Origin of the sequence: Nonomuraea terrae (assembly GCF_004348995.1) — a bacterium.
GTDB lineage: Bacteria > Actinomycetota > Actinomycetes > Streptosporangiales > Streptosporangiaceae > Nonomuraea > Nonomuraea terrae.
In genome coordinates, this window is the sequence record NZ_SMKQ01000438.1 from 1 (window position 1) to 1,479 (window position 1,479).

Genomic DNA, 1,479 nt, shown 5'->3' on the forward strand with positions numbered 1-1,479 from the left:
CCTCCAACGTGTCCCGCACCCCCGCCAACGCCCCAGGCGAACCCGCCAGCACCTCACCCACCACCGCCAGCGGCACATCCATCGACCGCAACAACCCGATCGACAACGCCTCACGAGCCTGCGACGCCCGGTAATAGCGGTAACCCGTATCCGCATCCACCCACACCGGCCGCAACAACCCCAGATCGTCATAACGACGCAACCGCTTGACACTCAACCGCGCCAGCCGCGCGAACTGCCCGATCGGCAGCAACTCCTCATCCACGCACCCCAGCATGAGCCCTCCCCCAAGGGGAGAGTCCAGCTTGACCCTCACCCAACGTCACACAGCACAGTGGAGCCCATGAGCCTCTCCGTCGGACAGGTCGCCCGCCTCGCCGGCGTCACCGTACGCACACTGCACCACTACGACGAGATCGGCCTGCTCACCCCCGGCGAACGCACCCACGCCGGCTACCGCCGCTACACCGACGCCGACCTCATCCGCCTGCAGCACATCCTCCTCTACCGCGAACTCGGCTTCCCCCTCGACGAGATCGCCGTCATCCTCGACCACCCCCACACCGACGAACTCACCCACCTGCGCCGCCAGCACGAACTCCTCACCCGCCAAGCCGAACGCCTCCACCAGGTCATCGCCGCCGTCGAACGCGCCCTCCAAGCCCGCACCACCGACATCACCCTCACCCCCGGAGAACGCTTCGAAATCTTCGGCCGCTTCCGCCCAGAAGACCACGAACCCGAAGTCGAACGCCGCTGGGGGCACACCCCCGAACATGCCGAAAGCCGCCGCCGCGTCGCCTCCTACACCAAAGCCGACTGGCTCACGATCAAAGCCGAAGCCTCAGCGCTCAACGACGACCTCGCCGCCGCCTGCCAAGCCGGCCTGCCACCCGACAGCCCCCACGCCATGGACCTCGCCGAACGCCACCGCGGCCACATCACCCGCTGGTTCTACGACTGCGGCCACGACCTCCACCAATGCCTCGGCGACCTGTACGTCCAAGACCCCCGCTTCACCGCCGTCCACGACGCCGTCACCCCCGGCCTCGCCGCCTACCTCCGCCACGCCATCCACGCCAACGCCCGCCGCCACAGCCCGTGACCCCACTACATGCCCTTGCAGGCATATAACCAGGGCGGTATATTCGCGGCCATGCCCTTCGACGTCCTCGCCGAACCCACCCGCCGCCGCATCCTCGACCTCCTCCTCCAACGCCCCCACCAAGTCACCGAACTCACCCACCACCTCGGCCTCACCCAACCCGGCACCAGCAAACACCTGCGCATCCTCCGCCAAGCCGGACTCGTCACCGTCCGCAAAGACGCCCAACGCCGCTGGTACGAACTCCGCCCCCAACCCCTCGCCGAAATCGACGCCTGGCTCACCCCCTACCGCCGGCTCTGGAACACCACCCTCGACCGCCTCGAGCACCACCTCGACACCATGGAGGACGACCGATGAACGAAACCCTCACC

Annotated in this window: 3 protein-coding genes; 2 read left to right on the forward strand and 1 reads right to left on the reverse strand. The window is 67.7% G+C overall.

Annotated elements, in window-relative coordinates:
• Positions 1-265 (reverse strand): MerR family transcriptional regulator (locus tag E1286_RS47225; RefSeq protein WP_223190972.1); only part of this gene is annotated, 265 nt, incomplete at its 3' end.
• A gap of 78 nt (positions 266-343) precedes the next feature.
• Here E1286_RS47225 and E1286_RS47230 point away from each other — a divergent pair.
• Together E1286_RS47230 and E1286_RS47235 are read left to right on the forward strand one after the other, a co-directional pair.
• Complete coding sequence (locus tag E1286_RS47230; RefSeq protein ID WP_132623952.1) at positions 344-1,105, forward strand: MerR family transcriptional regulator; 762 nt, start codon at positions 344-346, stop codon at positions 1,103-1,105.
• Positions 1,106-1,156: 51 nt separating this feature from the next.
• On the forward strand, positions 1,157-1,465 hold the full coding sequence (locus E1286_RS47235) for an ArsR/SmtB family transcription factor (RefSeq protein ID WP_132623954.1): 309 nt from the start codon (positions 1,157-1,159) through the stop codon (positions 1,463-1,465).
• Positions 1,466-1,479 lie beyond the last annotated feature (14 nt).